This is a genomic window from Sphingobium sp. YR768 (assembly GCF_900111125.1).
GTDB lineage: Bacteria > Pseudomonadota > Alphaproteobacteria > Sphingomonadales > Sphingomonadaceae > Sphingobium.
The window spans coordinates 84,421-108,541 of sequence record NZ_FOGE01000005.1; the positions used below are offsets into that span (position 1 = coordinate 84,421).

28 protein-coding genes and 1 tRNA gene are annotated in these 24,121 nt (G+C 63.6%); 9 read left to right on the forward strand and 20 right to left on the reverse strand.

Annotation, left to right across the window (positions count from 1 at the left end; all coding sequences use genetic code 11):
- The first annotated feature begins 48 nt into the window (after nt 1-48).
- From glgC to glgX, 3 genes are read left to right on the forward strand one after another with little or no spacing between them, the layout of a single operon-like run.
- A complete protein-coding gene (gene glgC / locus BMX92_RS08835; RefSeq protein WP_093015204.1) occupies nt 49-1,308 on the forward strand; it encodes a glucose-1-phosphate adenylyltransferase in 1,260 nt (419 codons plus the stop codon).
- A gap of 8 nt (nt 1,309-1,316) precedes the next feature.
- On the forward strand, nt 1,317-2,765 hold the full coding sequence (gene glgA / locus BMX92_RS08840) for a glycogen synthase GlgA (protein WP_093015207.1): 1,449 nt from the start codon (nt 1,317-1,319) through the stop codon (nt 2,763-2,765).
- A complete protein-coding gene (glgX, locus tag BMX92_RS08845; RefSeq protein WP_093015210.1) occupies nt 2,762-4,636 on the forward strand; it encodes a glycogen debranching protein GlgX in 1,875 nt (624 codons plus the stop codon). Before glgA ends, glgX begins: the two co-directional genes overlap by 4 nt.
- On the opposite strand, the gene BMX92_RS08850 is transcribed toward glgX, so the two are convergent.
- The 8 genes from BMX92_RS08850 to BMX92_RS08885 all read right to left on the reverse strand — a co-directional run bounded on the left by BMX92_RS08850 (nt 4,617) and on the right by BMX92_RS08885 (nt 9,078).
- Nucleotides 4,617-5,186, reverse strand: coding sequence for an NUDIX domain-containing protein (locus BMX92_RS08850; protein ID WP_093015214.1), 570 nt, complete (start codon nt 5,184-5,186; stop codon nt 4,617-4,619). The genes glgX and BMX92_RS08850 overlap by 20 nt on opposite strands.
- Before the next feature lie 61 nt (nt 5,187-5,247).
- Nucleotides 5,248-5,323 (reverse strand) — tRNA-Lys (locus BMX92_RS08855).
- A gap of 43 nt (nt 5,324-5,366) precedes the next feature.
- Entirely contained in the window at nt 5,367-5,891 is a 525-nt protein-coding gene (folK, locus tag BMX92_RS08860; RefSeq protein ID WP_177184969.1) for a 2-amino-4-hydroxy-6-hydroxymethyldihydropteridine diphosphokinase, read from the reverse strand.
- A 108-nt stretch (nt 5,892-5,999) separates the two neighbouring features.
- Nucleotides 6,000-6,290, reverse strand: a complete 291-nt coding sequence (locus BMX92_RS08865; protein ID WP_093015218.1) for a hypothetical protein — start codon at nt 6,288-6,290, stop codon at nt 6,000-6,002.
- Nucleotides 6,287-6,673 (reverse strand): DUF1801 domain-containing protein, encoded by a 387-nt coding sequence (locus BMX92_RS08870; RefSeq protein WP_093015221.1) that lies wholly within the window; start codon nt 6,671-6,673, stop codon nt 6,287-6,289. Before BMX92_RS08870 ends, BMX92_RS08865 begins: the two co-directional genes overlap by 4 nt.
- 2 nt (nt 6,674-6,675) lie before the next feature.
- Nucleotides 6,676-7,539 carry an N-carbamoylputrescine amidase gene (gene aguB, locus BMX92_RS08875; RefSeq protein WP_093015224.1) on the reverse strand — a complete coding sequence of 288 codons (864 nt, stop codon included), beginning with the start codon at nt 7,537-7,539 and terminating at the stop codon, nt 6,676-6,678.
- Nucleotides 7,540-7,636: 97 nt separating this feature from the next.
- Entirely contained in the window at nt 7,637-8,122 is a 486-nt protein-coding gene (locus BMX92_RS08880) for a DUF2501 domain-containing protein (RefSeq protein ID WP_256213331.1), read from the reverse strand.
- On the reverse strand, nt 8,089-9,078 hold the full coding sequence (locus tag BMX92_RS08885) for an agmatine deiminase family protein (protein WP_093015227.1): 990 nt from the start codon (nt 9,076-9,078) through the stop codon (nt 8,089-8,091). Before BMX92_RS08885 ends, BMX92_RS08880 begins: the two co-directional genes overlap by 34 nt.
- Before the next feature lie 184 nt (nt 9,079-9,262).
- Between BMX92_RS08885 and BMX92_RS08890 the strand changes: the two genes are divergently transcribed.
- Complete coding sequence (locus tag BMX92_RS08890) at nt 9,263-9,724, forward strand: DUF6265 family protein (protein WP_093015230.1); 462 nt, start codon at nt 9,263-9,265, stop codon at nt 9,722-9,724.
- 4 nt (nt 9,725-9,728) lie between these two features.
- Here the strand turns inward: BMX92_RS08890 and BMX92_RS08895 are convergent, their stop codons facing one another.
- Entirely contained in the window at nt 9,729-10,100 is a 372-nt protein-coding gene (locus tag BMX92_RS08895; protein ID WP_093015233.1) for a hypothetical protein, read from the reverse strand.
- 92 nt (nt 10,101-10,192) lie between these two features.
- Entirely contained in the window at nt 10,193-11,860 is a 1,668-nt protein-coding gene (locus BMX92_RS08900; RefSeq protein ID WP_093015236.1) for a M28 family peptidase, read from the reverse strand.
- 130 nt (nt 11,861-11,990) lie between these two features.
- Here BMX92_RS08900 and BMX92_RS28370 point away from each other — a divergent pair, with 130 nt between their 5' ends.
- The 3 genes from BMX92_RS28370 to BMX92_RS28380 all read left to right on the forward strand — a co-directional run bounded on the left by BMX92_RS28370 (nt 11,991) and on the right by BMX92_RS28380 (nt 13,962).
- Nucleotides 11,991-12,128 (forward strand): hypothetical protein, encoded by a 138-nt coding sequence (locus BMX92_RS28370; RefSeq protein ID WP_371262298.1) that lies wholly within the window; start codon nt 11,991-11,993, stop codon nt 12,126-12,128.
- 305 nt (nt 12,129-12,433) lie between these two features.
- The gene (locus BMX92_RS28375) at nt 12,434-13,204 is read left to right on the forward strand and encodes a hypothetical protein (RefSeq protein ID WP_371262299.1); all 771 of its coding nucleotides are present in this window, start codon (nt 12,434-12,436) and stop codon (nt 13,202-13,204) included.
- Nucleotides 13,204-13,962: an alpha/beta hydrolase family protein gene (locus tag BMX92_RS28380; protein ID WP_371262300.1), complete on the forward strand. Its 759-nt coding sequence runs from the start codon at nt 13,204-13,206 to the stop codon at nt 13,960-13,962. The genes BMX92_RS28375 and BMX92_RS28380 overlap by 1 nt, the downstream gene beginning before the upstream one ends.
- Before the next feature lie 271 nt (nt 13,963-14,233).
- On the opposite strand, the gene rpsD is transcribed toward BMX92_RS28380, so the two are convergent.
- Nucleotides 14,234-14,848 carry a 30S ribosomal protein S4 gene (gene rpsD / locus BMX92_RS08910; protein WP_093015239.1) on the reverse strand — a complete coding sequence of 205 codons (615 nt, stop codon included), beginning with the start codon at nt 14,846-14,848 and terminating at the stop codon, nt 14,234-14,236.
- A 243-nt stretch (nt 14,849-15,091) separates the two neighbouring features.
- Between rpsD and BMX92_RS08915 the strand changes: the two genes are divergently transcribed.
- Nucleotides 15,092-15,388 (forward strand): chorismate mutase, encoded by a 297-nt coding sequence (locus BMX92_RS08915; protein WP_093015243.1) that lies wholly within the window; start codon nt 15,092-15,094, stop codon nt 15,386-15,388.
- On the opposite strand, the gene BMX92_RS08920 is transcribed toward BMX92_RS08915, so the two are convergent.
- The 4 genes from BMX92_RS08920 to rpiB all read right to left on the reverse strand — a co-directional run bounded on the left by BMX92_RS08920 (nt 15,385) and on the right by rpiB (nt 18,932).
- Nucleotides 15,385-16,443, reverse strand: a complete 1,059-nt coding sequence (locus BMX92_RS08920; RefSeq protein ID WP_093015246.1) for a TrmH family RNA methyltransferase — start codon at nt 16,441-16,443, stop codon at nt 15,385-15,387. The two genes, BMX92_RS08915 and BMX92_RS08920, sit on opposite strands and share 4 nt — an antisense overlap.
- 116 nt (nt 16,444-16,559) lie before the next feature.
- Nucleotides 16,560-17,021 (reverse strand): transcriptional regulator NrdR, encoded by a 462-nt coding sequence (gene nrdR / locus BMX92_RS08925; RefSeq protein WP_093015249.1) that lies wholly within the window; start codon nt 17,019-17,021, stop codon nt 16,560-16,562.
- Nucleotides 17,022-17,180: 159 nt separating this feature from the next.
- Nucleotides 17,181-18,482 (reverse strand): serine hydroxymethyltransferase, encoded by a 1,302-nt coding sequence (glyA, locus tag BMX92_RS08930; protein WP_093015252.1) that lies wholly within the window; start codon nt 18,480-18,482, stop codon nt 17,181-17,183.
- A 12-nt stretch (nt 18,483-18,494) separates the two neighbouring features.
- Complete coding sequence (gene rpiB, locus BMX92_RS08935; protein WP_093015255.1) at nt 18,495-18,932, reverse strand: ribose 5-phosphate isomerase B; 438 nt, start codon at nt 18,930-18,932, stop codon at nt 18,495-18,497.
- A 103-nt stretch (nt 18,933-19,035) separates the two neighbouring features.
- On the opposite strand from rpiB, the gene BMX92_RS08940 reads away from it, so the two are divergent.
- A complete protein-coding gene (locus tag BMX92_RS08940) occupies nt 19,036-19,227 on the forward strand; it encodes a hypothetical protein (RefSeq protein WP_093015611.1) in 192 nt (63 codons plus the stop codon).
- On the opposite strand, the gene BMX92_RS08945 is transcribed toward BMX92_RS08940, so the two are convergent.
- From BMX92_RS08945 to gltX, 5 genes are all read right to left on the reverse strand, one after another.
- Nucleotides 19,181-19,540 carry a hypothetical protein gene (locus BMX92_RS08945; RefSeq protein WP_093015258.1) on the reverse strand — a complete coding sequence of 120 codons (360 nt, stop codon included), beginning with the start codon at nt 19,538-19,540 and terminating at the stop codon, nt 19,181-19,183. The two genes, BMX92_RS08940 and BMX92_RS08945, sit on opposite strands and share 47 nt — an antisense overlap.
- Nucleotides 19,483-20,013 carry a hypothetical protein gene (locus BMX92_RS08950; protein ID WP_177184970.1) on the reverse strand — a complete coding sequence of 177 codons (531 nt, stop codon included), beginning with the start codon at nt 20,011-20,013 and terminating at the stop codon, nt 19,483-19,485. The genes BMX92_RS08945 and BMX92_RS08950 overlap by 58 nt, the downstream gene beginning before the upstream one ends.
- 57 nt (nt 20,014-20,070) lie before the next feature.
- Nucleotides 20,071-21,195, reverse strand: coding sequence for an HPP family protein (locus BMX92_RS08955; protein WP_093015264.1), 1,125 nt, complete (start codon nt 21,193-21,195; stop codon nt 20,071-20,073).
- A gap of 147 nt (nt 21,196-21,342) precedes the next feature.
- A complete protein-coding gene (locus tag BMX92_RS08960; RefSeq protein ID WP_093015614.1) occupies nt 21,343-22,629 on the reverse strand; it encodes a citrate synthase in 1,287 nt (428 codons plus the stop codon).
- Nucleotides 22,630-22,649: 20 nt separating this feature from the next.
- A complete protein-coding gene (gene gltX / locus BMX92_RS08965; RefSeq protein WP_093015267.1) occupies nt 22,650-24,086 on the reverse strand; it encodes a glutamate--tRNA ligase in 1,437 nt (478 codons plus the stop codon).
- Nucleotides 24,087-24,121 lie beyond the last annotated feature (35 nt).

Genomic DNA, 24,121 nt, shown 5'->3' on the forward strand with positions numbered 1-24,121 from the left:
CGGAGCGCGTGCAGGCGAAACGCGGGCAAAGTGAGGAGAGGCCCAGTAGTGCAGACCAAATATCAGCCGATTGCGCGCGATGCCATGGCCTATGTCCTGGCGGGAGGGCGCGGCAGCCGCCTGTCGGAACTGACGGACAAGCGCGCCAAGCCCGCCGTGCATTTTGGCGGCAAGGCGCGGATCATCGATTTTGCCCTGTCCAATGCGCTGAACAGCGGCATCCGCCGCATTGGCGTGGCGACGCAATATAAGGCGCATTCGCTGATCCGCCATTTGCAGCGCGGCTGGAACTTCCTGCGACCCGAACGCAATGAGAGTTTCGATATCCTGCCTGCGAGCCAGCGCATTTCCGAAAGCCAGTGGTATGAAGGCACGGCCGACGCCGTGTTCCAGAATATCGACATCATCGAAAGCTATGCGCCCGAATATATGGTCATCCTGGCGGGCGACCATGTATACAAGATGGACTATGAGCTGATGCTCCAGCAGCATGTGGACAGCGGCGCGGACGTGACCGTGGGCTGTCTGGAAGTGCCGCGCAAGGAGGCGGTGGGCTTTGGCGTGATGCATGTCGATGAAGCGGACGTCATCACCGCCTTTGTCGAAAAGCCCAAGAATCCGCCAGCCATTCCGGGCCAGCCCGACATGGCGCTGGCGTCGATGGGCATTTATGTGTTCCGCACCCGCTTTCTGATCGAGCAATTGCTGCGCGATGCCGACGATCCGACCAGCAAACGCGATTTTGGCGGGGATATCATCCCCTATATCGTCAAGCATGGCAAAGCGGTGGCGCATCGCTTTTCCAGCAGCTGCGTGCGGGCTGAAAGCGAGCTTGTCCCCTATTGGCGCGATGTCGGTACGATCGATGCCTATTGGCAGGCGAATATCGACCTGACCGATGTGGTGCCGTCGCTCGACCTTTATGACCGCAGCTGGCCGCTCTGGACCTATTCGGAAGTCACGCCGCCGGCCAAGTTCGTGCATAATGAGGATGGACGACGTGGGTCGGCGACATCCTCTCTGGTGGCGGGCGGCTGTATCGTGTCGGGTTCCTCGCTGCATCGCAGCCTGCTCTTTTCGGGCGTGCGCACGCACAGCTTCTCGTCCGTCACCGAAAGTATCATCATGCCCAATTGCGAGATCGGGCGCGGCGCACGGCTGCACAAATGCGTGGTGGATTCCGGGATCATCATTCCGTCGGGCCTGATCATCGGCGAAAATCCAGACCATGATTCGCAGCGTTTCCGGCGCACCGGAAGCGGCATCTGTCTGGTGACGCAGGCGATGATCGATCGGCTGGCGGCCTGACCCGACCCATGACGATCAAGCTGCTGTCGGTCGCGTCCGAAATCTATCCGCTGATCAAGACCGGGGGGCTGGCCGATGTGGCCGGCGCTCTGCCGGGGGCGCTGGCCGGGCAGGGCGTGGCGGCAAGGACATTGGTGCCGGGCTATCCCGCCGTCATGGCAAAGCTGGGCAAGACGAAGGTCGCGCGCCGCTATGACGATCTGTTCGGGGCGTCGGCCACGGTGCTGGCGGGGGAGGTCGCGGGCCTTGACCTGCTGGTGCTGGATGCACCGGAATATTTTACGCGCGAAGGCGGCCCCTATGGCGATCATGGCGGCAATGACTGGGCCGACAACTGGCGCCGTTTCGCTGCGCTGTCGCGGGTGGGCGCGGATATAGCCGAAGGCGCGCTGAAGGGATGGCGCCCCGATATCGTCCATGTGCATGACTGGCAGGCGGCGATGACCGCCGCCTATATGCGCTTTGGCCCGGCGGCGTCGGTGCCCAAGGTGGTGACGATCCATAATCTCGCCTTTCAGGGGCGGTTTTCGGCGGATATCTTCCCCCGGTTGGGCCTGCCGCCCGAAGCCTGGGGCGTGGATGGCGTCGAATATTATGGCGGTATCGGCTATCTGAAGGCGGGTCTGGTGTCGGCCGAGGCGATCACCACGGTCAGCCCGACCTATGCGCAGGAAATCCGATCTTCGGTGCATGGCATGGGGCTGGACGGGCTGATCAACGGGCGGGTCGACCGGCTGCACGGGATATTGAACGGCGTCGATACCGATATCTGGAACCCGGCGGCCGATCCGCTGATCGCCAGGCCTTATAGCGCGCGGGCGCTGGCGGGACGAGCGGTCAACCGGCGGGCGCTGGAGCGGCGGTTCGATCTGGATGCCGACGATGCGCCGATCTTCATCATCGTCAGCCGCCTGACCTGGCAGAAGGGCATGGACCTGATGGTCGAGGCGCTGGACCATCTGGTCGCCGCCGGCGCGAAACTGGCCGTGCTGGGATCGGGCGATCATCCGCTGGAAGGCGCGTTTCTGGGCGCGGCGGAGCGGCATCGCGGGCGGATCGGCGTGCAGATCGGCTATGACGAGCCGCTGTCGCATCTGTTGCAGGCGGGCGGGGACGCGATCCTGATCCCGTCCCGGTTCGAGCCGTGCGGCCTGACCCAGCTTTATGGCCTGCGCTATGGCTGCGTGCCGGTGGTGGCGCGGGTCGGCGGGCTTGCCGATACGGTGATCGACGCCAATGAGGCGGCGGTGGCGGCCGGGGCGGCGACCGGGCTGGTCTTCACGCCATCCGATCCGCTGGCGTTGCATGGGGCGATCAACCGGGCGGTGGAGCTGTACCGCGACAAATCGGGCTGGCAGGCGATGCAGCGGGCGGGGATGCGCGCCGATGTGAGCTGGACGCACAGCGCGGCCCGCTATGCCGAGCTCTATCGATCGCTGATCGCGGAGGCGGCGTGATATTGGGACCGGTGGTCAGTGAGGGCGGGACGCGCTTTTCGGTCTGGTCGCCCGAGGCTGCGCAGCTGTGGCTCTGTCTGTTCGATGCGGCGGGGCGCGAAAGTCGCCTGCCGATGCTGCGCGATAGTGACGGGTGCTGGCATCTGGAAGTGGCGGGCGCGGGCGTGGGGATGTGCTATGGGCTGCGCGCCGATGGCCCCTATGATCCCGCGTCGGGCCTGTGGTTCGATCCCGACAAGCTGTTGATCGATCCCTATGTGCAGGCGATCGACCGGCCGTTCCGCTATGATCCTGCGCTGGCCGCGCCGCGCGGGGAGGGGCGCGATACCGCCGCGCTGATGCCCAGAGGCGTGGTCACGGCGGCCCTGCCGCCGGTGGAGGCCGCGCCGCCGCGCTTCGATCCGGGCGGGCTGATCTATGAAGTGCAGGTGCGTGGCTTCACCATGCTGCATCCCGACGTGCCGGAGGCGCAGCGCGGGACGATCGCCGCGCTGGCCCATCCGGCGGTGATCGCGCATTTTAAGCGACTGCATGTTTCGGCGATCGAACTGATGCCGATCAATGCCTGGATCGATGAACGGCATCTGGGGCCGCTGGGGCTGAGCAACGCCTGGGGCTATAATCCGGTCAATTATTTTGCGCTCGACCCGCGTCTGGCGCCGGGCGGGCTGGCGGAGTTGCGGACGACGGTCGCGGCGCTGCATGACGCCGGGATCGGCGTGATCCTGGACATGGTCTATAATCATGACGGGGAAAGCGACGCGCTGGGGCCGACATTGTCGCTGCGGGGGCTGGATGCGCGCAGCTATTTCCGGCACGAACCCGACGGGCGGCTGATCAACGATACCGGGACCGGCAACAGCATCGCCTGTAACCATCCCGTGGTGCGTCGCCTGATCCTCGATTCGCTGCGGCATTTCGTGACGCAGGCCGGGGTGGATGGCTTCCGTTTCGATCTGGGGCCGGCGCTGGGGCGGATGGCGGACGGCTTCGATCCGGCCGCGCCGCTATTGCAGGAAATGCGGGCCGATCCTGTGCTGGCGGATCGGATCATGATCGCCGAGCCATGGGATATCGGGCCGGGCGGCTATCAGCTTGGGCGGTTCGGCGACGGCTGGCTGGAATGGAATGACCGCTATCGCGACGATATGCGGCGCTTCTGGCGCGGGGACGCGGGGACGATCGGCGCCCTTGCCACGCGATTGACCGGATCGTCCGACATATTCGGCGACGGGGTGAGCCGCAGCGTCAATTTTCTGGCGGCGCATGACGGCTTCACGCTGGCGGACCTGACGGCCTTCGAGCAGCGGCATAATCACGCCAATGGCGAAGATAATCGCGATGGCCATGGCGAGAATTTCAGCTGGAATAATGGCGTCGAGGGGGTAAGCGACGATGTGGCGGTGCTGGCCGGGCGGCAGCGCGATGTGATGGCGTTGCTCTCCACGCTCTTCTGCTCGCGCGGGGCGATCATGCTGACGGCGGGGGACGAGTTCGGGCGGAGCCAGCAGGGCAATAATAATGCCTATGCGCAGGATAATGCGATTAGCTGGATCGACTGGGACGGGCGCGATCAGGCGTTGGAGGCGCATAGCTTCAGCCTTGCTGCGCTGCGGGCGGAGGCGCCGGAATTGCGCGATGTCGCCATGTTGAAGGACGGCGATGTCGATTGGCTGGACGAAGCGGGGCAACCGATGCGCATCGGGCAATGGGAAGAGCCAGGGCGGCGCCGACTGGCGTTGCACTATCGGGAGAGCGGACTGACGATCTGCGTGAATGGCGATGGCGCGCCTTGTCCTTTTCACCTGCCCGGCGGCGATGTTCTGGAAGTGGCGGCGCGATCGATCGGGATCAGGCGACCGGGACGCTGAACAGGTCCGGCCGCCGGAGCCGCAGCGCCATCAGCAGGATGGCGAGCTTGCCGTCATTGATCTGTTTTTGCGCGAACATCGTCCAGAGCTGGTCCAGCGGCAGTTCGTGGACGGTGATATTTTCCTGCTCCTCGTCCAGCCCGCCGCCTGCGGCGATGCGGTCGTCGGCGCTATATTCCGCCAGGAAATAGTCGATCTTTTCGGTGACGACGCTGGGGATGCTCCAGATCTGGCCGAGATGCACCAGGTCGCCCAGTTGCACGCCCGCTTCCTCCAACGCCTCGCGCCGGGCGCAATCGGCCGGTTCATCCTCCAATATGCCGGCGATCGCCTCCATCATGTCGGGCAGGCCGGCAAGCATGACGGGTGTGCGCGGCATCGATACGGTGAGGGCCGTGCGACGCTCCGCATCATAGGGCAGCACCGCGACCGCCCGGTTCATTTCCACCACATGGCGTTCGAACAACTCGCCATTGGCGGCGCGCATGTCGACCATCAGCAGGTTGAGCCAGCCCTGATAGAGGGGCCGGGTGGTCAGGATCACGGTCATGAGGAACCTCCGCTGTTCCACCCTGCCTAGCGGGATGGCGATGCCGCGCCAATGGCGGAGGTGGTGAGTCCAGCTGGGTTCGAACCAGCGACCTACTGATTAAAAGTCAGTTGCTCTACCGACTGAGCTATGGACCCTTCCGTGCGGTGGAGGTCGCCCTAATGGGGGCGGGGCGGATGGTCAACCTTGGCGTTTGCCTTTTTGTAGGCGCGCGTGAAGATGGCGCACCGCAAGGCCGGTCCGGGGATCGCGCCAGTCGGGTGCTACTGCCAGCAATGGGGTCAGCACGAAGTCGCGTATGCGGCAGGCTGCATGGGGAATGGAAAGGGTACGACTGCGCCAGATGCCGCCCGACCAGAGGATGATGTCGATATCGATGCTGCGTGCACCCCAGCGGCGATGACGGCGGCGACCGAGCCGGGTTTCGACCGATTGGAGGAAGGAGAGCATGGCGGGCGGCGGCAGCAGGCTTTCCACCAGCAGCGCGCCATTGGCGAAGATGCGGGTCGAGGGGCCGAGCGGGGGCGTCGGGATCGTAGGCGATACGGCCAGCACCCGCGCCTGCGCCCCGATCAGCGTGACCGCTTCGGCGAGCAGGCGTGGTGGCGTGCGGCGGGCGGACAGCGGGCGGTTTGACCCCAGCGCCAGCGCGTAGAGATGGGAGGGCGGCGTCTGTTCGGGCACCAGGGCGATCCGTTTCGTCATTGCGAGCGCAGCGAAGCAATCCACGGGCGCGCCATTGGGTTGGTTGGGCTTCGCCCGCCTTCGGCCCGCTGCGCTCGCAATGACGCCGTAGAAAATGTCATGCCAGCTCTATCGCGCCTTGTCTTTGACATGCGCCTTCATGACGGCATAGGCGGCCTCGCGCGGTTCGGCGGGTAGCGACAGGAGATAGCGTGCAGCGTCGCGATAGGTGAGGAAAGCGCGATCATCGACCAGGATCGGAACAGTGCGGGCGTTGTAGAGGCGCTTGAGCATGCGCTTTTGCGGGCGGCTCAGGTCTGGATGGGCTTCAACGGTGGCGTCTTCCACAGTCGCATCTTCCACGGTCGCATCTTCAACAATGGCTTCTTCGGCGATGATCGGGTCTTCTTCGGTGGTCAATTGCGTGTCTTTCGGGGTTTGGCGGCATTCAGGGCTGCCGCGGCCTGGATCAGGGTGATGAAGGCGGCTTCGTCGATCGCGTCGCCTTCGTGCAGGTCGATGGCGCGGCGGACATGGCCGCCGAGGCTGGCGTTGAACAGGCCTGCCGGGTCATCGAGAGCTGCGCCCTTGGCGAAGGTCAGTTTTACCGCGCTCTTGTAGCTTTCGCCGGTGCACAGGATGCCGTCTTTCTCCCAGACGGGCACGCCGCGCCATTTCCATGTTTCGACCACATCGGGGATCGCACGGTGGATAAGGGCGCGGAACTGCGCCAGCATGTCCCCCCGCCAGTCGCCGAGCGCGGCGATGCGCGCGTCGATCAGGGCGGAGGGGCTGTCCGTCATGGTCAGATATCCTGCGCGATGCGGCCATAGAGGTCCGGGCGACGATCGCGGAAGAAGCCCATGCCAGCGCGGTGGATCTTCGCCTTGGCAAGGTCCAGCGTGGCGACGAGGGCGCCGTTGTCCTTCGCGTCGGCTTCGGCCAGATAGTCGCCCCATTCGTCGCTGATGAAGCTGTGGCCGTAGAATTTCTGGCCTTCCTCCCCGTCTCCACCTTCTAGGCCGATGCGGTTGGCGGCGATCACCGGCATGCAGTTGCTGACCGCATGGCCGATCATCGCACGGCGCCACATGCGGTTGGTGTCGAGGTCCGCATCATAAGGTTCGGAGCCGATTGCGGTCGGGTAAAGCAGCATTTCCGCGCCCATCAGCGCCATGCAGCGGGCGGTTTCGGGATACCATTGGTCCCAGCAGATGCCGACGCCGATGGTGCCGTACTTCGTCTTCCACACTTTGAAGCCGCTATTGCCGGGGCGGAAATAATATTTTTCCTCATAGCCCGGACCGTCGGGAATATGGCTCTTGCGATAGACGCCCATGATCTCGCCCTCGTCATCGATCATGGCGAGCGAATTATAATAATGATGGCCGTCGCGTTCGAAGAAGCTGGTCGGGATATAAACGCCCAGTTCCTTGGCCAGCTTGCGCATTTCCTGCACGGCGGGATGCTCGTCGGTCGGCAGGGCGCCCTCGAACAGCGCCTCATCCTCGACCCGGCAGAAATAGGGGCCTTCGAACAGTTCGGGCGGCAGGATGATCTTCGCCCCGCGCATCGCGGCCTTGCGCACATGATCCGCAACCTTGGCGATATTATCGGCCCTGTCGTCGGAAAAGGCGAGTTGCAGGGCGGCGACGGTCACGCGAGTCATTCTTCACTCCATGGCGGGGAACAGGGGCGGGGGGATTGGGCGCCCTATAGGGAATGTCGGCCGGGCATGCCACCGGCCTTGATATCATCGGTTCAGATCACAGCAGCGACGTGGCGTGGTTGAGGACCATGTCGCAGGCCTTGGTCTTGGCCTTGGCTTTCAGCCCGCCTAGCGAAAAGGCGCTGCCGTCGGTCTTGATCGTGCCTTGTTGCCCCAGCTTGAAGCCGTTCGATTCCTTGACGCCGGGCTTGCCGGTCAGCTTGCCCAATATCGAGCTGGCGCTGGTGGCGTTCACCAGCTTGTTCTTCATGCAATAGCTGAGCACGCCCGCCGCATTGCCCGCGCCGACCGAGGCGATATTGGGCAGTCCGCCGCCCAGCATGCCGCCCAGGCCGGACAATTGGGCGGAGGAGGCGGAAGCGCCGATCAGGATCGCCAGGGTCAGGGCGGCGCGAAGGGGCATGCGGATCATCGGTTCTTCTCCCTGCCCGGCGAGTCCCGCCGGGTCGATATGCAGACTGATCCCATCCGCGCCGGTGCGCAACAGGCTCAGACCAGCGAGGGCATCTGCTGGCTGCAACAATGGAAGCTGCCGCCGCCCGACAATATGGCGTCGCTGCGCAAGCCGACAATCTCCCGACCGGGGAAGAAGGGGCGGAAGGCGTCGAGTGCGGCCTGATCATTGGGCTGGCCATAGATGGGCACGATGACGGCGGCGTTGCCGACATAGAAGTTCATGTAGCTGGCCGGGATCGCTTCGCCATCCACCACTACAAGGCCCGGCGAGGGAATGTCGACCACCTCGACGCCATGCGCCTTTGCGCGGGCGCGGGCGTCGGCATAGATGGCCGCGTTGGGATCGTCATCCGTGGTCGCGATCGGCAGGCCCAGCTTGCCGGGGGCCAGGAAGCGGGCGAGATTGTCGACATGGCCGTCGGTATGATCGTTGAGCAGGCCATCGCCCAGCCAGAGCATGTCGGACAGGCCAAGGCTGCCGGCGAGCAGGGTTTCGATCTTGCCGCGATCGAGATCCGGATTGCGGTTGGGGTTGAGCAGACATTGTTCGGTGCTGACGAACAGGCCGGTGCCGTCGGTGTCGATCGCGCCGCCCTCCAGCACCCAATGCTGGGTCGAGGTGACAAAGCCTGTCGTCGCGGCGAGGCGCGCGCCGATATCCTCGTCGCCGGGCATCTGATATTTGCCGCCCCAGCCGTTGAAGCCGAAGTCCACCAGCGCGCGCTCACCCGCGCCGTTCAGCACGGCGATCGGCGCGGTATCGCGCAGCCAGACGTCGCCCAGCTTGTGGACAGCGATGGTGACACCTGCTGCAACCAATGCGCGGGCGGCGACGGCATCCTCTTCATTGGCGACGACGAGGCGGACTTCCTCGCCTTTGCCGTCGGCGTGGAGGGCGCTGGCGAAATCGGCGATCTGCTGCCGCGCGCCATCGAAAGCGCCGGGCCATTCGGCGGGGTTGGTCGGAAAGCCGATCCAGGTCCAGTCGTGCGGCGCCCATTCGGCGGGCATGCGGAAAGTCATGGCTTTTATCCTTGCTCGCTGGGGCTTGCGGCAGGCGCACGCCCCAAATTCTGTTATCGCATCGCTAAAAGCGGAAAACCGGTTCCCACTTTTCCCTGCGATGCTTTAAGGCCGATCCGCAAAGTGCGGAAATGTCGCGCGCTCCATAGCGTGCCGGATCGCATGTGGACAGAGGGCGAAAGCCATGAAGAAAAGAGTTTCCGCCATCGCCGCTGCCTGCATGCTGGCGCTGTCATCAGGCGCATGGGCGGGCGAGTTGCCGGACTGGCTGACCGGCGAATGGCAGCAGCAAAATGGCGACCGGTGGAGCGAGGAAGTCTGGACCCTGCCGCGCGGGGGCACGATGATCGGCGTCGGGCGGACCGGGCGCGGGGAAAGCCTGCGATCCTGGGAAGTGATGCGGATCGTGCGGGCGGCTGACGGATCGCTGACCTTTCATGGCGCGCCCGAGGGCGGCGCTGCGACAGTCTTTCCGGCCGTGGAGCAGGGCGTTCGCGATATCACCTTCGCCAATCCGGACCATGATTATCCGCAGCGCATTCGTTACTGGCGCGAAGGGCGACTGCTGATGGCTGAGACATCCAAGATGGATGGCAGCGGGGCGCAGAACTGGACCTATTCGCCGGCAACCCCCACCGGGCAGTGAGCGGTCAAGGCTGTTTGCCGCCACTCCATGCCCGTTGCGCCTGGGCCAGGCTCTGGAGCGCAAGCCCCTGCATGTCGAGTTCGCGCCGTTCGCTATAGCTGAGGCCATCGCGGCCGCTGCGATCCGCCAGCGCCTGCGCGCGATCGGCTTCGCGGCGCAACTGGCGGGCTTCCTTCCGGTCCAGCGCGCCGCTCTTGCGGGCCTTGCGAATATCCTTGCGGGCCTGCTCCAGTTCATAGGTGCCGCTGATAGTGGGATCCACCCGGACCGTGACGGGGCCGGGCGTATCGCGCGGCGGCGATCCAGACGCGATCTGGGCCATGGCGCTGGTGCTGATCAGCATGGATATGAGGAGGAGGGCAGGATTGCGCATCATCAGGCTCCCATCAAGGCGAGGCAGGATCACGGCTGCGGACTGAACCAGCAGTGAACCGGTCGGCGGCGGATGTCCCGCCGCCGACCCGTGGTTTATTTGCTAGCCCGATCCTTGTCACGGATGGCGCGGAATTCGTCGCCTTCCACCCAGTTGGGCCAGTCGGTCGTCGTCGCCAGCGCGCGCCCGACATCATAATAGAGCTTCAGGTCGGCGGAGATGCCGGTCCAGTCCCAGTTGGGATCATATTCATCCTTGGGGCCGTGATAGCGATGCTCGGTATAATCCTCCGCGGCGGCCATGCCCGCTGCGGTGCCGCCCTTCACCAGATCCTCGCCGCCCTCGAAATAGAGCATCGGCAGGCCATGCTTGGCGAAGCTGAAATGGTCGGAGCGATAATAATAGCCCTTTTCTGGCGTGGGTTCGAGCGTGGCGACGCGGCCCTGCGCGGCAAGGGCGCGGTCGAGATAGGCGTCCAGCTCTGACTTACCCTTGCCGATGACCACGACATTCTTCGCAAGGCCAGCGACGGACAGGGCGTCCATGTTCACGCCGCCTACGGTCTTGCTGAACGGGAAGATCGGGTTCTTGCCATAATAGTCGGAGCCCAGCAGGCCCGATTCCTCGCCGGTGACGGCCAGGAACACCTGACTGCGGTCGGTCGGGCCGGCCTTCACATTGGCCTGGGCCAAGGCGACCAACGCGGCGGTGCCGGTGGCGTTGTCGACCGCGCCGTTGCAGATATCGTCGCCGTCGGGCGCGGCCTCGCAATGGCCCAAATGGTCCCAATGGGCGCTGTAGAGGACATATTCGTCGGGCCGCGTCTTGCCGGGCAGCAGGGCGACGACATTCTTCGAGCTATGCTTGCGCAGGTCGTTGTCGAAAGAGACGTTGGCGGTCACGCCGGTCAGCGGCACGGCCTTGAAGCCCGGCCGCTTGGCGGCGGCCATCTGGGCATCGAGGTCCAGCCCGGCGCTGGCGAAGAGGGCGGCGGCCTTGTCCTTCTGGACCCAGCCGATCGCCTGGCTCTGTCCGGCATTGCCGTCGGCGCTGTCGGCGACGTGCTGCGCGCCGGTCCAGCTCGATTGCACCACGTTCCAGCCATAGGCGGCGGGCACGGTGTCGTGAATGATGATCGCAGCGGCTGCGCCCTGTCGCGCGGCTTCCTCATATTTATAGGTCCAGCGGCCATAATAGGTCATGGCGCGGCCGTTGAACGGGCCGGTCAGCCCCTGCGTTTCATAATCGGGATCGTTGACCAGAATGACGACCGTCTTGCCCTTCACGTCGAGGCCAGCATAGTCGTTCCAGCCCTTTTCCGGGGCGTTGATGCCATAGCCGACGAAGACGACCGGGCTGTTCTTCACGTCGATGTGCTTTTCCGTGGTGCGATAGGTGCCGATCACCATTTCCGGGCCATAGGCGGCGGAGACAGGCGCCTTGCCGCCGGTGAAGCTGAGCGCCGAGACATTCTTCGCGGTGATCTCGACCAGCGGCACGTCCTGGAACCAGCTACCCTTGTTGCCGGGCTTGAGGCCCAGCTTCGCAAATTCGGCGGAGAGCAGGGCGAGCGTCTTTTCTTCACCCGCGGTGCCGGGCGCGCGGCCCTCATAGGCGTCGGACGACAGTTCCTGCACCAGCCGCTTCATCGTGTCGACCGATGGCGTGGCGCCCTTCGCGGTGGATTTTGCGGGCGCGGCGCCCGCGACCGCTGGCGCGGACAGGGCAAGGATGGCGGCGATGGCCGCGATGGAACTGCGCATGGAAGGATTCCCTTATTTTACGAATGCGCAGGTGATGCCACCGTGCGGAGGCAAGGGCAAGCAAGGCGATAGCCTTTGCTTTTGGCTTGGCTTAGCCGTTGTTACTTGGGGTTTTTGGGGGATTTGAAGTATGAGGGGGATTTCCAGGGCGACGCTGGCGCTGCTGTCGATGAGCGTGGCGCACGGGGCGCTGGCGCAGGGACAGCCGGGTGAACTCGCCAAGGCATCCGGCGCGCGCGACGGTGATTTCCGCCAGCCTGTCGGCTGACGGATCGAAGATTTCGCTGGTGGCCGCCGGGCCGGGGCGCATGACGCGCGTCCATGTGATGGATGCGCAGGCAGGGCTGAGCCAAAAATCATCCTGTCCGGCAGTGGCAAGCCGGAATATCTGACGAATTGCGACTGGATCGGCGCCGCGCGGCTGAGTTGCAACATATTCAGCACGCGGCGCTATGGCGACGATGTCTATAGTTCCAGCAATGTCGTGGCGGTCGATGCGGCAGGCGGCAACATAAAGAGCCTGAGCAGAAGCGCGGCGAAAATGCGCTGGGCTATGACCTGCGTGGCGGCGAGGTGCTGGATTACCTGCCCGAGGAGGATGGCGCGGTGCTGATGGCGCGATCCTATGTGCCGGAAGCCAAGGTGGGCAGCCTGATTGAGAAGAAGACGGAAGGTCTGGGCGTCGACAGGGTCGATAGCCGGACCGGTTCGATCCGCCGGGTGGAGGCGCCCGATAAGAACGCCTTCGACTTCATCGCCGACGGGCATGGGCGCGTGCGTGTGATGGGGTTGTGGGAACGCAAGGATAGCGGCTATTTCACCAGCCAGTATAAATATCTGTATCGTCCCGCCGATGGCGGCGGCTGGCGCCAGCTTTCCATCTATGACTGGCAGTCGGAAACCGGGTTCAAGCCGGTGGCTGTCGATCCGGCCAAGAATGTCGCTTATGGTTATGAGCGCAAGGATGGGCGTTTTGCGCTGATGACGGTGCAGCTTGATCCTGGACTGGAAAAGAAGCTGGTCTATGCCAATCCGGATGTGGACGTTTCAGGCCTGGTCATGACCGGGCGTGATCGGCGGGTGGTCGGCGTCAGCTATGTCGACGATTATCGCCATACGGCCTATTTCGATCCTGCGGCGCTGTCGATGGTCCAGTCGCTCGGCAAGGCGTTGGGTGGCAAGGCGGTGCATATCGGCGATCTGAGCGCGGACGGACAGCGCGCTTTGGTCTGGGCGGGCAGCGATGTCGATCCGGGGCAATATTATCTGTTCGACAAGGGTGCGCGGAAATTGTCGCCGATCATGCCGATCGTCCCGAACTGGCAGGGCGCACATTGGCGGTGATGAAGCCGGTCCGGTATAAGGCGCAGGACGGCACCAGCATCCCGGCCTATCTGACGCTGCCGCCGGGGAAGGACGATGCCAAGGGGCTGCCCGCGATCGTCATGCCCCATGGCGGCCCGCAATCGCGCGACGAATGGGGTTTCGACTGGCTGGCGCAATATTATGCGGCGCGCGGCTTCGCTGTCATTCAGCCGCAATTTCGTGGCTCCTCCGGCTTTGGTGAAAACTGGTTGATGGGCAATGGCTTCCGGTCTTGGAAGACGGCGATCGGCGACGTGGTGGATTCTGGCCGCTGGCTGGTGGCGCAGGGCATCGCCGATGCCGCGCATCTGACGATCCTTGGCTGGTCCTACGGCGGCTATGCGGCGTTGCAGGCGCAAGCGATCGATCCGAAGCTGTTCAAGGCGGTCGTGGCGATCGCCCCGGTGACGGATATCAGCGACATGTTGCGACGGGGACGCTATTCGGCCACCTATCTTCAGGACAAGAAGACTTTGGGCACCGGTCCTGAAGCGGCCGATGCTTCGCCCGCCAATCATGCCGCCGAGTTTCAGGCGCCTGTGCTGATGTTCCATGGCACTGACGACAATAATGTCGACATCACGCAGGCGAAGATCATGCAGTCCAAGCTGGAGGGAGCAGGCAAGCGCAGCCGGCTGGTCGTCTATGACGGGCTGGCTCATGATCTTGACGACAGCGATGCACGCGCGGACATGTTGCAGCAGAGCGCGGATTTTCTACTGGGACTGGGGAAGTAGCTGAGAGACCGTTTGAAAAATGCGCGAAAGAGCGCATTTTTGTAGCCGCACCGGCCCACACCCCCACCCGACCGCCCAACAGGGTACCATATGTGGGCGGTCGGGTGGGGGTGTGGGCCGGTGCGGATGCGCCAAAGGCGCATTCCCAAACAGACTCTGATAGCGGGGGAGGCCTGTCTGCCTTCCCCCTTTTGTCCATACTATCCGGTCAAAGAAAAAGGGCGGTCCCTTCCGGGGCCGCCCTTTCCTGTAACTTTGCTCGGTAAACCGATTAGCGCGAATAGAATTCGACGACCAGATTCGGTTCCATCTTCACCGGGTAGGGCACTTCGTCCAGCGTCGGAACGCGGACATAAGTGATCTTGGCGGCGCCGTCCGGCGACACATAGTCGGGGATGTCACGCTCGGGCAGGCTCTGTGCTTCCAGAACCAGCGCCATTTCCTGCGCCTTCTTGCCCAGGGTGACTTCGTCGCCCGGCTTCACCAGACGCGAGGCGATGTTGCACTTCACGCCGTTCACATAGATGTGGCCGTGCGACACGATCTGACGGGCCGAGAAGATGGTCGGCGCGAACTTGGCACGGTAGACGACGGCGTCCAGGCGGCGCTCCAGCAGACCGATCAGGTTCTGGCCGGTGTCGCCCTTCATGCGGCTGGCTTCGAAATAGTTCTTCTTGAACTGCTTTTCGGTGATGTCGCCATAATAGCCCTTCAGCTTCTGCTTGGCGCGCAGCTGGATGCCATAGTCCGACATCTTGCCCTTGCGGCGCTGGCCGTGCTGACCGGGACCATATTCGCGCTTGTTGACGGGCGACTTGGGGCGACCCCAAATATTTTCGCCCATGCGACGGTCGATTTTATACTTGGCGCTGGAGCGCTTCGACATAGGTAATTCCTTACAACTGCTACTACGTTATCCGCCCTCCTGATCCGAAAACCGGGGGGTCCGCAGGTGCGGAGGGCGAAAGCTTCCCGGTCATCGCCTGTTTCCATATTTCAGGGACAGGGCCACCACTTCACCGGGATGCGGGGCCAATCGCGAAGGCGCGCCTATGGCCATGTGACGGGGATATGTCAAGCATGGACTGGGCCTCGACAGGGATGGCGCGGAGGCTTAAATCCGGCGGCCATGAACCCAGACAGCTATACCAATATGGCGCAGGTGCGCGCGGGCGTGGATGAACTCGACCGGCAGATCGTGGCGTTGCTCGGCCAGCGCTTCGCCCATATGCGCGCCGCAGCCCGGATCAAGCCGGACCGCAGCGCCGTGCGGGACGAAGCGCGCAAGACGCAGGTGATCGATCAGGCGCGCGCCGAAGCCGAACGGATCGGCGCACCCGGCGCGGTGATCGCCGACCTGTGGGAGCAACTGGTCGAAGCGTCGATCGCCTATGAAATGGCGGAATATGACCGGACGCGCGGTTAACGTTCGCGCGGGCGGTTGAGGTGGGACAGCACGCCGCGTAGCGTGCGGACCTCCAGATGATTCCAGCCCGGCTTGGTCAGCAGGTTGCGCAGCGTCAGCTTGGTGGCGGGTGCGCGATCGGGCGGGAAGAAATAGCCGACCTTTTCCAGCAGCGTATTGAGCTGTTCGATCATGCCTTCCAGTTCGACCTGTGGCGCGGGTTCGCCAAGGTCGGTGACGGTCGGCTGGGCCAGATCGGCATTTTTGGACCATTCATAGGCGCACAGGATGACCGCCTGCGCCAGGTTCAATGATCCGAATTCCGGGTTGATCGGGACGGTCAGGATCTTGCGCGCGACCGCAACGTCTTCGGTTTCCAGGCCTGAGCGTTCTGGGCCGAAGACATAGGCGCTGCGGCCCTGCGCGGTGTGGATTTCGCGCGCGGCTTCTTCCGGCGTGACGACGGGCTTGGTCACGCCGCGCTTGCGGACGGTGGTGGCGTAGACATGGGCGCAGTCCGCGACCGCATCGGCCAGCGTTTCGAACACTTCCGCCTTGTCCAGGATGAAGTCCGCGCCGGCCGCCGCTGGGCCGGCATCCGGATTGGGCCAGCCATCGCGCGGGGTGACGAGCCGCATTTCGGTCAGCCCGAAATTCAGCATCGCGCGCGCGGCCTTCCCGATATTCTCGCCCAGTTGCGGGCGGACCAGAACGATGACGGGGGGGAGGGGATTATTGTCTTTCATTTCAACACCGTTCGTCCTGAGTAGGGGCTGAGCCTGTCGAAGCCCCGTATCGAAGGACTTGCGCGCCGCTTGCCTGATTGCGTCCCAATCGCCGGCAATCAACGCTTCCTTCTTTTTTCGTGACCAGCCTTTTATTTGCTGCTCGGCGGAAAGAGCCTCATCCCTTGATCCGAAATCCTGGCTCCACACCAGCGACACGGGCAAGCGGCTCTGTGTATATCCGGCGATTGCGCCGGACTGATGCTGCGCGATGCGCTGCTCCAGATTGTCGCTGTGGCCCACATAATAGCTGCCGTCAGCACATTGCAGCATATAGGCGTGGAACGTCATCGCAGGGTCCTTCGATACGCCATTTCGGCTTCGCTCAATGGCTACTCAGGACGAACGGCGGAAGGAAGAGGGCTTCGACTTCGCTCAGGCCGAACGGCGAAGAGCTATTTAGACCATTACTCCCGCCCGACTTCCTTCACTGTCCCCGCAAATTCCTCGAAATCCTTGGCGTCGGTGAAGTCCTTGTAGACGCTGGCGAAGCGGATGTAGGCGACGCTGTCGAGGCGTTTGAGGCCCTGCATCACCATTTCGCCGATCGCGCGGGCGGGGACTTCGCCGTCGCCGCTGGTTTCAAGCTGGCGCTGGATGCCGGAGATCAGCTTTTCGATGCGGCTGGGATCGATCGGCCGCTTGCGACAGGCGATGCCGATGGAGCGGGCCAGCTTGTCGCGTTCGAAGGCTTCCTTGCGGCCTTCGCTCTTCACCACCCAGATGTCGCGAAGCTGGATGCGCTCGAAGGTGGTGAAGCGCGCGCCGCACGCTTCACACTGGCGGCGACGGCGGATGGCGTTGCCATCTTCCGTCGGCCGGCTGTCCTTCACCTGGCTGTCTTCATGGGAGCAGAAGGGGCAGCGCATTGATTTTGTTACTCCGTTCGCCCTGAGCGAAGGTTGAAGCCTGTCCTGAGCGACTGCTGCAAGCAGTCAGTCGAAGGGGGCGCGGCTGAGCGTAGCGAAGCCCTCACTCCGTTCGGGCAGCGGCTTCGACTTCGCTCAGCCCGAACGGATTTAGGGATATTAGTAGATCGGGAAACGACCTGTCAGGCCCAGCACCTTTTCGCGGACATGCGCTTCGACCTGGCCGTCGCCTTCGTCGCCGTTGCGCTTGAGGCCTTCCACGACTTCGGCGATCAGGCGGCCGATTTCGCGGAATTCTTCCTCACGGAAGCCGCGCGTCGTGCCCGCAGGCGTGCCGAGCCGCACGCCCGATGTCACGAACGGGCTGGCCGTGTCGAACGGGACGTTGTTCTTGTTGCAGGTGATATAGGCGCGATCGAGCGCCTTTTCGGCCGCCTTGCCGGTGGTGTTCTTGGCGCGCAGGTCGACCAGCATCAAGTGATTGTCGGTGCCGCCCGACACGATCGACAGGCCTGCGTCGCTCAGCGTTTCGGCCAGCGCGCGGGCGTTGGCGACGATCTGATGGGCGTAGGCCTTGAACTCTGGCGTCAGCGCTTCCTTGAACGCCACCGCCTTGCCCGCGATGATGTGCATCAGCGGGCCGCCCTGAAGGCCGGGGAAGATCGCGCTGTTCAGCTTCTTGGCGATCGCCTCGTCATTGGACAGGATGATGCCCGAACGCGGACCGCGCAGCGACTTGTGGGTCGTGGTGGTGGTGACATGAGCATAGGGCACCGGCGAGGGATGCGCGCCGCCGGCGACGAGGCCGGAGAAGTGCGACATGTCGGCCAGCAGATAGGCGCCCACTTCGTCGGCGATCTCGCGGAAGCGCGGGAAGTCCCAGACGCGCGAATAAGCGGTGCCGCCGCAAATGATCAGCTTGGGCTTGCACTCGCGCGCGATGCGGGCGACTTCGTCCATGTCGATCAGATGATCGTCGGGGCGGACGCCGTAAGCGACCGGGTTGAACCACTTGCCCGACATGTTGACCGGCGAACCGTGGGTCAGGTGGCCGCCCGACGACAGGTCGAGGCCCATGAAGGTGTCGCCCGGCTGGAGCAGCGCCAGGAACACGGCCTGGTTCATCTGGCTGCCGCTATTGGGCTGAACGTTGGCGAAGTTCGCGCCGAACAATTGCTTCGCACGTTCGATGGCGAGGGTTTCCACCACGTCGGCATATTCGCAGCCGCCATAATAGCGCTTGCCCGGATAGCCTTCAGCATATTTGTTGGTGAAGATCGAGCCGGCGGCTTCCAGCACGGCCTTCGACACGATGTTTTCGGACGCGATCAGTTCGATCTTGTCCTGCTGGCGCTTCAGTTCCTTGCCGATCGCGCCGAAGATTTCCGGGTCCGCGCTGGCGAGCGATTCGCTGAAGAAGCCGTCCTGGCGGATGGCGGGGGCGAGGGTGTCAGTGCTCATCGAAACTTCCTTTCAGAGCGCGGGCTGGGAGAGTTTTTCGACGCGGCCGGCATGGCGGCCACCGCCGAATTCGGTGGAGAGAAAAGCGGTGACGCAGGCCTTGGCCATGTCGATACCGGTCAGGCGCGCGCCCATGGCGAGGACGTTGGCGTCATTATGTTCGCGCGACAGGGCGGCGGACAGCGGTTCGCCCACCAGCGCACAGCGGCAGGCCGGATTGCGGTTGACCGCGATCGAGATGCCGATGCCGGAACCGCAGAGTGCGATGCCCCGTTCGGCGGCGCCCGAAGCGACGGCCGTCGCGAGTTTGTAACCATAATCGGGATAATCGACGCGATCGGCAGTCGCCGGGCCAAGGTCGTCGACCTCATGGCCTTCATCGCGCAGCCATTGCGCAAGTTCCGCCTTCAGATCGACAGCGGCATGATCGGAAGCGATGGCGATTTTCATGGGCTAGCGTCCCTTCACCGACAGGGTGATTCGTTTCTGCGCGCCTCATAGGGGGAGAGGCGCGCAATTGCCACCGTCCAGCTTGATCCCTATGGCAAGCGGCATGGCTGGAACGATTTTATCCATTTTGATGCTGGCGGGCGTGCTGCTGACCGGCGGCGGGATTTACGCGATTGCAAAGAAGGGCGACCGCAAGCGTGGCGCCCTGATGATCTTTGCCGGGCTGGTGATGTTCGGCAATGTCGCGATCAGCGCGATCCCGGGGCCGGACCTGCCGGTGCTGGAGCGGCGCTGACCGAAGAAGCGCGCAACCAGTAGGAGGAATGGACGAAGCTCTTGTCCGGTCCGCCAAAACTGGCCGTTGCCCCCGTAAGCCCGATTTTGGCCAGCGAGTCCGCCAGTTCCTTGCTTTGCAACGCCTCCGTCAGCTTCGCCATCTGATCCAACGGCAGATCGAGTTTCATGGCGATTTCGCAACTCTTACTGCCGCACAGAGCACGAACGGGTTGATGCACGCCATATTTGCCGAGCAAGATGGCATAGCGGGCGATCAGCGCCTTTTCGGTCTTGTCTGCCCAAGGCGCGTCGCGCTTTTCCGCCCGCACCATGGCATAGCGCTCCGAAGGCATGGGGCCAAAAAGGAGCCGGCGAGCAAAGGATCTTCCTTTGCGGGGTTGGCGACCTGTTCGTGCGCGGGCGATTGCGGCGCAGAGGGCGCGCTTTGGAGCAGATAGGCGCCTGCGGTCAGGGCGATGGCGGCGACGATGGTCATGGCAACTCCTCGAAACAGCGCGGACCGGGATGGTCCGACCGCTTCGGGCAGGTCTGACGTGGCAGGGTCGGCGGGGTCGACATCGATTAAATCGTCCCGATTTTCTTGGGCGACGAAGGCGCGGGACAGGGCGCGGCTGCTGCTGACACCGGTCTTGCGCCGGGCGTCGCGCAACCGCTCATTGACCGATCCTACGGACCGACCGGTTAGTTCCGCCACGCTCTTGGCGGTATGCCCCTGCGCCAGAAGGCGTAATATCACGCGCTCGCTATCATTGAGGCGCGAGAGGTCCGTCGTCTCATCCTGCATGGGCATGATCCTGTCATGCGAGGCGGCGGACGCAATCCCAAAAAAATCGTGACGGGTTCAAGAGGAGGGCGTGAGGCCGGTCTGGGTAGCAAAACGCACTGCCATCAGAGCGATCAGGTCGGTCTGCGTGATCAGGCCCTGTAGTCGCTGGTCCGCGTCAACCACAATGGCCGCCCGGCGTGCGCCGCTGCTCAGCGGGCCGATAAGACGCGCGACCGGCGTATCGGCGTGGACAAGGAGGGGGCGACGGCTGATATCGCCGACGCATGCAGCAGCATCATGGCCAAGGTCGAGCGCGCCGATCATTCCCTGCACCCGGCCGGCGTCGTCGAGTACCGGCAGCGACAGCAGATCGCGATCCTGCATCAATGCCCTGGCGGCGGCGATGGGCTGGCTCGCCGCGATATAGACTATATCGCGCGACATGATCTCGCGGCAGCTTATGTTGCCATGGTTTCGCTGCGCCGCGCGTAGTTCCGCGTCGGCCAGCAGGGCGCGTAGATCGTGGCTGTCCACGTCCAGCGTCTCGCCGAAATCGTTGAGGGCGTCAGCGATATCCTGATCGCTGGGGCCGGCGCGCAGCAGCGGAGCTGGATCGGTGGTGCCGTGGGGTGCTGGGCTTTTGGGCGCGACATGGGGATAAGTATGGCCGACGATGCGGTGGAAAAGGATTGCGACCAGGATCAGCAGCAGCGTGTTCGCGCCGACCGGCACCAGTGCGAACATATAGCTGCCCGCCACGCCCTTTGCGCCCAGTACGGCGGACAGCGCCACCGCGCCGCCGGGCGGGTGGAGGCAACGCAACAGCGACATGATGGCTATGGCAGCGCCCACCGCCAGCGCGGCGGCGACGGTCGGATCGGGCACGGCCTTGGCCACGAAAATGCCGACCAGCGCGGAAATGACATTGCCGCCCAGGACTGGCCAGGGCTGGGCGAGCGGGCTTGCCGGGACGGCGAAGAGCAACACCGCAGATGCGCCCATCGGCGCGACCAGCAACGGATGCGCCAGGCCATTGCCCAGCATCAGGCCACAGAGCAGGCCGGTGATGGCGATGCCGCCAATGGCGCCGCTTGCGGCCTTCAGCCGGTCGAGCAAGCCAGGGCCGGCGGGCGCGGGAATGAACGCGCTATAATAGCGGCTCCAGATCAGGCGAACGTCATCTTTGGGGGCCTCGGACATTCCGGGGCTGCTAGGCCGCCTTGGCAGGATGACCAAGCGGGAAAAATTTCGGGCCGGCTAAGGGCAGCTTTGCCGATCCTTATCGGTAACAAAAAAAACGGCGCCCTGTGAGGGGCGCCGCTTCTTCATTGTCCGTAATGCCGTTGCTTAGCGCGCATCGACCGGGACGTAGTCGCGCTCGGTCGGGCCGGTGTAGAGCTGACGCGGGCGGCCGATCTTCTGCGCTGGGTCCGAAATCATTTCGTTCCACTGCGCGACCCAGCCGACGGTGCGGGCAAGGGCGAAGAGCACGGTGAACATTTCGGTCGGGAAGCCGATGGCCGACAGGATCACGCCCGAATAGAAGTCGACATTCGGGTAGAGCTTCTTCTCGACGAAATAAGGATCGTTGAGCGCGATCTGCTCCAGTTCCTTGGCGACGTCGAAGATCGGATCGTTGACGCCCAGCTTTTCCAGAACATCCTTCGCCGTCTTCTGCATCACGGTCGCGCGCGGATCGTAATTTTTGTAGACGCGGTGGCCAAAGCCCATCAGGCGGAACGGATCGTCCTTGTTCTTGGCGCGGGCGATATATTCCGGAATGCGATCGACGGTGCCGATTTCGCGCAGCATGTTGAGCGCGGCTTCGTTCGCGCCGCCATGGGCCGGGCCCCACAGGCAGGCGATGCCCGCCGCGATGCAGGCGAACGGATTGGCGCCCGACGAACCGGCCAGACGCACGGTCGAGGTCGAGGCATTTTGTTCATGATCGGCATGCAGGATGAAGATCTTGTCCATCGCATCCACGATCACCGGATCGGGGATATATTCTTCCGCCGGGACCGAGAAGGTCATGCGCAGGAAGTTGGCGGTGTAGGACAGGTCGTTGCGCGGATAGACGAAGGGCTGACCCACCGAATATTTATGCGCCATCGCGGCGATCGTCGGCATCTTGGCGATCAGGCGGTGGCTGGCGATGCGGCGCTGTTCCGGATCGTTGATGTCGGTCGAGTCATGATAGAAGGCCGACAGGGCGCCGACGACACCGACCAGGATCGCCATCGGATGCGCGTCACGACGGAAACCGCGGAAGAAAGCGGTCAGCTGTTCGTGGACCATCGTGTGGCGGGTGATGGTGTTGGTGAAGTCCGCCAGTTCGCTCTTCGAGGGCAGTTCGCCGTTCAGCAGCAGGTAGCAGACTTCCATGAAGCTGGACTGTTCGGCCAACTGACCGATCGGATAGCCGCGATGCAGCAGCACGCCGGCGTCGCCATCGATATAGGTCAGGCCGGATTCACAGCTGGCGGTCGAGGTGAAGCCTGGATCATAGGTGAACATGCCGGTATTGGCGTAGAGCTTACGAACGTCGATGACCTGTGGACCGACGGCGCCATCCATGATGGCATAGTCCTTACTCTCTCCCCCAACGGTCAAACTGGCTTTGTTATCCGACATGTTTTTCTCCTTGTATGCCATCAACCGGCCGTTGCGTGCCCTGCATCGGCCAGTCGTTCCAAGCTTTCCTCTTTCCCCAGAAGGAAGAGGACATCAAAAATGCCTGGCGAAGTCGTGCGACCGGTGAGCGCCGCACGGAGCGGTTGTGCCACCTTGCCCAGTCCCAGGCCGGCATCCTCCGCCACGCGGCGTATTGCGTCTTCGATCGCTTCGACCGTCCAGGACTGGACGGGTTGGAGAGCGTCGGCTGTCTTGACCAGCAACGCGCGCGCGGAATCCTCTAGCAGAGCGGACGCCTTTTCGTCAAAATCCAACGGGCAAGTTTTGAACAGAAATTCGGCGCCTTCGGCAATTTCGTTAAGGGTTTTTGCCCTTGGCTTCAGCGATGCCATGGCCTGGGTCAAAATGCCCAACCCGTTTTCAGGTAAAACCTTTCCAAGCCGGTCGGCGACACGCGGCGCAACCAGTTCGGCCAGTCGCGAGTCGTCTGCTTCGCGCAGATAATGGCCGTTGAGATTTTCCAGCTTCTTGATGTCGAAGCGTGAGGGCGAGCGGCCGACGCCACTGATGTCGAACAGTTCGATCGCGCGGGCGATGGGAATGAATTCCTCGTCGCCATGGCCCCAGCCCAGCCGCAGCAGATAGTTGAGCACGGCTTCAGGCAGCATGCCCATCTCGTCGCGATAAGCGTCGACACCCAGCGCGCCATGACGCTTGGACAGTTTCGCGCCGTCCGATCCGTGGATCAGCGGGATATGGGCATAGGTCGGCTCTTCCCAGCCCCCTTCTATCTCGGCCATGGCTTTAATGATGCTGAGCTGACGGAAGGCGTTGTTCAGATGGTCGTCGCCGCGAATGACATGGGTGACGCCCATGTCATGATCGTCGACCACCACGGCCAGCATATAGGTGGGCGTGCCGTCCGAGCGGAGCAGGATCATGTCGTCCAGCTCGGCATTCTGCACGACCACGCGGCCCTGCACCTGATCCTCGATCACGGTTTCGCCGTCGCGCGGCGCCTTGATCCGGATGACGAAGGGGGCGCCTTCGGGGGCTTCGGCGGGCGAGCGGTCGCGCCAGCGGCAGTCATAGCGCATCGGCTGCTTGGCGGCGCGCTGTTGCTCGCGCAGCTCGGCCAGTTCTTCCGGCGTGGCGTAGCAGCGATAGGCGTGGCCGGCGTCGAGCAACTGGTTGGCGACTTCCGCATGGCGCGGGGTGCGCTCGAACTGGAAGACGGCCGGTTCGTCACCGCCCAGACCCAGCCATTCCAGACCGTCGAAGATCGCGGCCACGGCTTCCTCGGTGGAGCGGGCGCGATCGGTATCTTCGACACGGAGCAGGAACTTGCCGCCATGGTGGCGGGCATAGAGCCAGTTGAAAAGCGCAGTCCGGGCGCCGCCGATATGCAGGAAGCCGGTCGGCGATGGGGCGAAACGGGTCACCACCTGCTTGTTCATTCCCGTTGCACTTGCCGTCATATTCTTTGACATTC